Genomic DNA, 6,671 nt, shown 5'->3' on the forward strand with positions numbered 1-6,671 from the left:
ATGCGTTATTAATTGCCTGGTAATATACAATGCTTTTATAGTGTGGGTAGCCTGACAGGAGAGAATCTTTATGATCGCATGTACGGCCAGGTCAGGGAGCCAGCTCCGGCCACCCGGTCGTATTCCAGCGCAACTCGCGAATAACCAGCTTGGGTTTGCCATTGTCTTTGGCATCGTACCCATGATATACTATATAATCTTTTCCATCAAAAGTGTAAACTGAATTATGTCCTACCGCCACCCAGTTGGTGGTATCGCCTGCAACAACCAGGGAGCCGCCGCCCTGCATCATAGGTATATTATCTTTATCAATATAAGGACCAGTTGCTTTCTCACTTCGCCCCACCAGTACTTTATAATTACTTTTTAAACCCCGGCAACAAAAGTCCACCGATACAAACAGATAATAATATTTTCCTTTTTTAAACAGGAAGGGTGCCTCAATAGCTGAATTGCCACCACCTGGCTTATCCGGTTCACTTTTTCGGCTCGCCAGGTTATGCCATTCTTCCGGATGTGCCAGTGACACCAGGTCACCATTAAGTTGTACGAGTTTAAGTCCGCCCCAGAAGGAACCAAAAGCCAACCACGCGGTGTCGGTATCATCAACAAACAGATTGGGGTCTATGGCGTTCCAGTCATCTCGGCCAGGCACAGACTGCACCAGCTTGCCCTGATCTACCCAATGATAATCATGCGAACCGGGATGTAAGGTTTTGTTGGTGGCCACGCCAATACAAGAGGTATTCTTACCAAAAGCGGATACTGCATAATACAGGTAATATTGTCCGTTATGATAACTGATGTCCGGTGCCCAGGTATGTCCTTTAAAGGCCGGCAGTTCTTTTAACAGCCACGCAGGCGGTTGGGCAAATACCGGCTGCTCCTTTTTCCAGTCAACCCGGTTTACCGACGACCATACAGTAATGCCCTGTCCTGTACAGAACATATAATACACACTGTCTTGTTTTATCATCACGGGATCGTGCGCCGGGATGGTTTGGGCAGTTGTAGACAAACTCAGGAAAAAACACAGGTATATGATTAGATACTTCATTATCGTTATTAAAAATTTGAAGTAGGATGTAAGAAGCAGGATCAAAGGTGTTCCGCCTCAGCGGGATGCCTGCCTAATTCTAAAAATGGCGCCCCGCCTCAGCGGGGTGCCATTTTTAAGTCTTATCAACTGGTCAACTGATAAACCTACCCTACTCTACAACCAACTTTTTCCTGAGATTGATCCCCTCGCCCTCCACCTGTATCATATAAATACCGGCTTGTTTCGGCGCGGGCACCCGCAGGTTGTTTGCCGACAGTTGTTTATTTGAATACAACAGTTTGCCATCACTTGTAAATATCCGGGTGGTAATGTATTGTCCCGGTGATCCGGTACCAATGGATATCTCACTGCCTTTTATCACCGGGTTGGGATAAACGCCGCGCGCTTCCGTTATCAATGGTCCCGGTTCATTCACAGCCTCGCGGGTGGTTTGTGCAGCGATCAGCCATTTCTGACAATTGCAATCTGAAAAATCCTGCAGCGTTAAGCGGGTTCCCGCTGTAGTGGATGAACCGGCAACAGAAACAATTCTTGAACCAGAAGCAGGCGTCATAACATGCGAGCCGTCGCCTAATCGTTCTACCTTGAACTTTTGGCAGTTGTTATTTAGCCAGGCATACAATTGCATTAAGGTACCTGCTGCTGTGCCGCAATTGATCACATCGGCCGACAAACCTCCCAGCGAATTGGTGATGCGGTAATACCCATCGCCAACAGGAGTAAAGTTCCACTTCTGACAGGTTAAATTCGCCCAGGTACCCTGTGCTATACCCTGTCCCGAAGCGCCCGTACAACCCCAGGCATCCCATACCAGACCGCTGTTCTTATTGGTAACCCGGTATTGCCCTGCTGCTATCCAGTCGCGTGTAATAAAGGGCCAGCCACCGCTAAAACCCATATTGGCAATATCCAGCTTGGGATTACCATTATCATTACCATCGTAGTAATGCATGGATACAAAGTTGGAACCGTTTTCAGAAAGCAGTCCCAATTGGCCAGGACCAATATACCGGCCCGAACTGCTCAGTGCGGTGGTACCCCCACCGCTTGTCATGGCAGTGCCGTTTTTGTCAACATACGGACCGGTAATACTTGTTGACCGCCCCATTACGATGTAATAGGTACTACTGGTGCCATTGCAACAGGTACCGCGGTTGGCAAACAAATAATAGTAACTCCCGTTTTTTACAATATAAGGTGCTTCCCAATCTGCCCCACTGCCACCGGCAATGCGGGTAACGGTAGCGCCGCTTTTTACTTTACCGGTAGCCGCATCCAGTTCTATGATACCGATACCGCCATGCCAGGAACCATACGTGAGCCATACCCGGCCATCCGAATTTTTAAATACTGCCGGGTCAATGGCATTGATATCGCCGGAGGCTGAGGAGGAAACCACCTTGCCCTGGTCTGTCCATACATAAGAAGAAGAATTCTGATCGAGTGTTGGCGAGGTAGCTACACCGATAGCAGATACCGAAGCGCCAAAAGTAGAACAGGCATAATACATGTAGTATTTCCCATTCATATAAATACAATCGGGTGCCCAGAAATTACCACCGAAGCCAGGCACTGCCGAATTGATCCATGAAGGCCAGGTGCCCACGGGAAATACTGTTTTGGGTCCCGATGTCCATTGATACAGATTAGTAGAATAGGCTGCATAAATGCCATTGCCTGTTGTGAACATCCAGTATTTGCTTCCATCTTTAATAAGCGTGGAAGGATCGTGTGATTGATAAGATCCGCCCAATGCGGAGGCCTGTTTTGGTTGCGCTAACATGAGCATGGCCAAAACAAGCAGATAAGGTATTCCTTTTTTCATTTTTGGCAAGTTTTGAATGGTTTTAAAAACGTCATTCCAACTTTACCCGTAACACACTGAATGAATAAGGTGCTGTATTTAAAACTATCTTTTTATTTTTTATTGCAATCGTTGATTCAACAGGTGCTACGTTCGTTGGACTGTCGAATGAATTCACTGCAGTGAGGTCTGATTGCATGGACAACAATTTGCCTTTGGCGGCGATCTTTTTTACGCCATCCAGTTGCAAGGCATTGTTGAATGCTTTATCAGAAGCGTTCACCACTTTAATGATCAGTTCATTGGTAGCAGCGTCGATACAGGCCGAAGCATAGAGACTGTCCTGCCCCGCCACTGCTTCATTGTTCAATGTAATGGGTACTACTTTGGAACCTTTGTTAAGGGAGAATAATTTTTGAACCTGGTAATCGGGGGTACCATATGCCTGCAGGTTGTTCACCCAAATAAGATCGGGTGCCCATTGCCAGGCGTCCACATTCGCAAACAGCGGCGCATAAGAAGCCATGCCTACCACATCGGCATTGCGTTCCAACCCGGTCATAAAAGCAGCTTCTGACAAGGCGGCCAGCCAGGTATTGCGGTTGTTGCCCACCGTTTTATCAACATGGGAGGCATATTCCCCACCAAAAACCTTTGAACCGGTACGGGGATAATTATCATAACGGCGGGCATTTTGCAGGAACCACTCAGGTTTGCGATAATAATGCTCGTCTATAAAGTCTGCATTCAGCTTGCGCAGCTCGCCATTCAGGTAATCGAAACGTTCGCCTTTGGGATCAGTACCTGAGCTGCAGATCAATTTTATATTGGGATATTTTCCTTTAATGGCTGTCTGAAATGCCTTTAACCGTTCAATATATTGTGGGCCCCAGTTCTCATTGCCTATGCCCATCATCTTCAGGTTGAAGGGCGCAGGGTGGCCCATATCGACCCGTACTTTGCCCCATTTGGTGTTTACATCGCCATTGGCAAATTCAACCAGGTCCAATGCATCCTGGATAAAAGGATCAAGGTCTTTCATGGGGACCAGTTCCGCCGAATTGAACTGACAAGCCATACCGCAATTGAGAATGGGTAAGGCTTCGGCGCCAATATCTTCAGCTAACTGGAAGTATTCAAAGAAACCCAATCCAAATGTTTGAAAGTAATCAGGTGCATTTTGATGGGGGAACTCAATATTCCATCTGTTGATCATCAATTGTCTTTCTTCTATAGGACCAACGGTGTTCTTCCAGCGGTACCGGTTCGACAGGTCGAACCCTTCTACAATACAACCACCAGGGAAACGAATGAAACCTGGTTTCATATCTGCCAGTAATTGTACCATATCGGAACGCATGCCACCAGGGCGGTTCTTCCAGGTATCTCCGGGAAACAGGGAGATCATATCCAGGTCTACGACGCCATTGCCTTCGAACCAGATGTTCATTTTGCCTTTCAAAACAGTTTCATTGGCATGAAAACTAACGGCAGCTTTATGCCAGCTGTCGCCTGCTTCAGTTAACGACAAAACAGTATCGCCCACCACTCTTTTTGTTGTGTCAATCAATTCAATATGTAATTTCGTATGTGCCTGTGGCTGCCGATATAGTATTGAAAGGTCATAACGCATTCCTTTTTTAATGCCCATGCCGCGGAAACCTTCATTGGTAAGTCCCAGATCGCCTTTGGCCGCATTGTTCATGGTAACACGCAGAAAGCGGGGATTGCGGGTATTTTCTTCGCCCCGGTTAACAACCAGCACTTCCCCTTCCACAAACTTTTTCCGGTTCACCGTCCAGCCCATCAGGGGTTTGAAGAACTCGAACGAGCGGTTCTTTACCATCTCTGCATAGATCCCCCCATCGGCCCCGAAGTTGATATCTTCAAAAAAGATCCCCCACATGGTTGGTTCAATAGTGGCTGTTGGCTGAGCAACTTTCACTATCAGACTATTTGTTTGTTGAGAGAAAGATGCGCTGAATACAGTCGTTGTCAATAATACAAGCATTAATCGTTTTATCATGTTCTTCGTTCTTAGTTATTAGGTTATTAAGTTCTTGAGTTCGTTAGTTATTTAGTTCGTTAGTTTTTTCAACTATCAAACTTACTAACTCAATAACTTACAAACTTTTCTTTTTGCCCCAAACAGCAATTCCCAAATTATTAAGTCCCGTAAACACCAATGTACTATTTTTCTTATTCTCCCAATCACGTTCCCGGGAAACATATACTTTATCAATATATGCCCCATTGTTCCATTTTAGTTCAAGCCAGGGTGCGAAATAGCTCCAGCTATTGGCAGCATTGCCATTGATCTTTCCGTCGGTATTTAAAGTAATGGTGGTGGCTATCTGCAGATCGGCATTCACCTGTTCGGCAGCATAACCTGGCACTACTTTATAACCCAGAACGATCTGTTCCCAGTCGCCGGTCAGATCAGTTGATGCAATAGCGGATTGTACAACGTTGGCATATCGTTCAGGCGACACTACCGGCCAGCCATCAGGCGTCCAGAATACTTTGCGTATGTGCAGGTCCATAAAGAATTTATCGATGGAAGGCCTGCCCTGATGCGCCATAAAATACTGGCCATCTTTTTCAAAGACCGAACAATGCGATACGCCCTGCCAGCCGCCATGTCCCTGAAACTGGTACGGCGCCAGTATCATAGGGTAATCGTCTGCTTCGTTGTTGATGTCTTTTCCATTATAATCAAGGAAGGGGCCTTGCGGGTTGGCAGATCTGCCCACTCGTACATTATATTTTGTTTCCAGCCAGTCGTACGCAATAAACAAATAGTATTTGTTTAATGCAGCATTATAAATGATCTCCGGCCCTTCAATATTCCCATTTACGATGCCATTGGTAAACCCGCGTTGCGCAATACGTTTTCCTTTATCACCTGAAGTAGCAGGCAACCCGGTGTTGGCATCCAGTTTCAGCACATAAATGCCATCAAAGGCCGATCCATAATATAGCCAGTGCTCACCTTGTGGTGTAACCACTACCGTTGGGTCAATGGCATTGGTTTGGGTAACCCCAAAATCATTACTGGAGGTAACAACCAGATCCTGCTCTGTCCATGGTCCTTCCGGTGTGGTGGCGGTTGCCAGCCCGATCGCACTTAACCGGAACACGCTACACGAAAGGGAATAATACAAGCGGTACTGGTTATTCACCTTCAGTACATACGGCGCCCATAGTGATTGAAAAGGCGTACCGCCTGTTCTCGTAATGTATTCAGCACCTTTTGCCGGTAACCCATTAAATGCCAAGCCTACAAACTCCCATTGCACCAGGTCTTTTGACTTTCTTATTTGAATGCCTGGCTTTATGGTAATTCCATAGCCAACATCCGTACTGAAACAATAAAAATAATCCCCGCTTTTTACAATGGAGGGGTCATGTACATTATAAGGACCCCAATGGGTATAGTAAGCAAAGGGGGTAATGGACGCATATGTATCTGTAATGGAATTGACATCGAAGGCGGAATCAACGGGTACAGGAGATACCGGGTCCAGGGGATCGAGACTCCCCTTTTTCCCACAACCGGCCAACAAACAAATTATTACCGCTACAAGCAATCGTACAGACGATAATGTCATTGATACAATTATAATTATTTATTCGTAATTGAAAAAATTCGTGAATCGGTAATCGTGAAACGGCAAACGGCAGACGGCAAACGGCAAACGGCAAACATGACTCGCGAAATTTGAGCAGAATATCCGATCTTGCACCGCCTAAATTTTTCTGCCTTCTGCCTTCTGCCTTCTGCCTTCTGCCTTCTGCCTTCTGCCT

Annotated in this window: 5 protein-coding genes; all 5 read right to left on the reverse strand. The window is 46.3% G+C overall.

Going from position 1 to position 6,671, the window contains the following annotated elements; genetic code table 11:
• Positions 1 to 91: 91 nt before the first annotated feature.
• Positions 92 to 1,057 carry an arabinan endo-1,5-alpha-L-arabinosidase gene (locus J7I42_RS26170; RefSeq protein ID WP_209141842.1) on the reverse strand — a complete coding sequence of 322 codons (966 nt, stop codon included), beginning with the start codon at positions 1,055 to 1,057 and terminating at the stop codon, positions 92 to 94.
• A gap of 151 nt (positions 1,058 to 1,208) precedes the next feature.
• Positions 1,209 to 2,885: a family 43 glycosylhydrolase gene (locus tag J7I42_RS26175; protein ID WP_209141843.1), complete on the reverse strand. Its 1,677-nt coding sequence runs from the start codon at positions 2,883 to 2,885 to the stop codon at positions 1,209 to 1,211.
• A gap of 31 nt (positions 2,886 to 2,916) precedes the next feature.
• Positions 2,917 to 4,890 (reverse strand): alpha-L-arabinofuranosidase C-terminal domain-containing protein, encoded by a 1,974-nt coding sequence (locus J7I42_RS26180; protein ID WP_209141844.1) that lies wholly within the window; start codon positions 4,888 to 4,890, stop codon positions 2,917 to 2,919.
• A gap of 97 nt (positions 4,891 to 4,987) precedes the next feature.
• A complete protein-coding gene (locus tag J7I42_RS26185; RefSeq protein ID WP_209141845.1) occupies positions 4,988 to 6,475 on the reverse strand; it encodes a family 43 glycosylhydrolase in 1,488 nt (495 codons plus the stop codon).
• Positions 6,476 to 6,489: 14 nt separating this feature from the next.
• Positions 6,490 to 6,671 (reverse strand): hypothetical protein (locus J7I42_RS26190; protein WP_209141846.1); only part of this gene is annotated, 182 nt, incomplete at its 5' end.

Source organism: Niastella soli (genome assembly GCF_017742245.1).
Taxonomy (GTDB): Bacteria; Bacteroidota; Bacteroidia; order Chitinophagales; family Chitinophagaceae; genus Niastella; species Niastella soli.

What these genes read in the sequence shown, in the direction of transcription:
- J7I42_RS26170 (WP_209141842.1), bottom strand. Translation starts at nt 1,057, where the DNA reads ATGAAGTATCTAATCATATACCTGTGTTTTTTCCTGAGTTTGTCTACA.
- J7I42_RS26175 (WP_209141843.1), bottom strand. Translation starts at nt 2,885, where the DNA reads ATGAAAAAAGGAATACCTTATCTGCTTGTTTTGGCCATGCTCATGTTA.
- J7I42_RS26185 (WP_209141845.1), bottom strand. Translation starts at nt 6,475, where the DNA reads ATGACATTATCGTCTGTACGATTGCTTGTAGCGGTAATAATTTGTTTG.
- J7I42_RS26180 (WP_209141844.1), bottom strand. Translation starts at nt 4,890, where the DNA reads ATGATAAAACGATTAATGCTTGTATTATTGACAACGACTGTATTCAGC.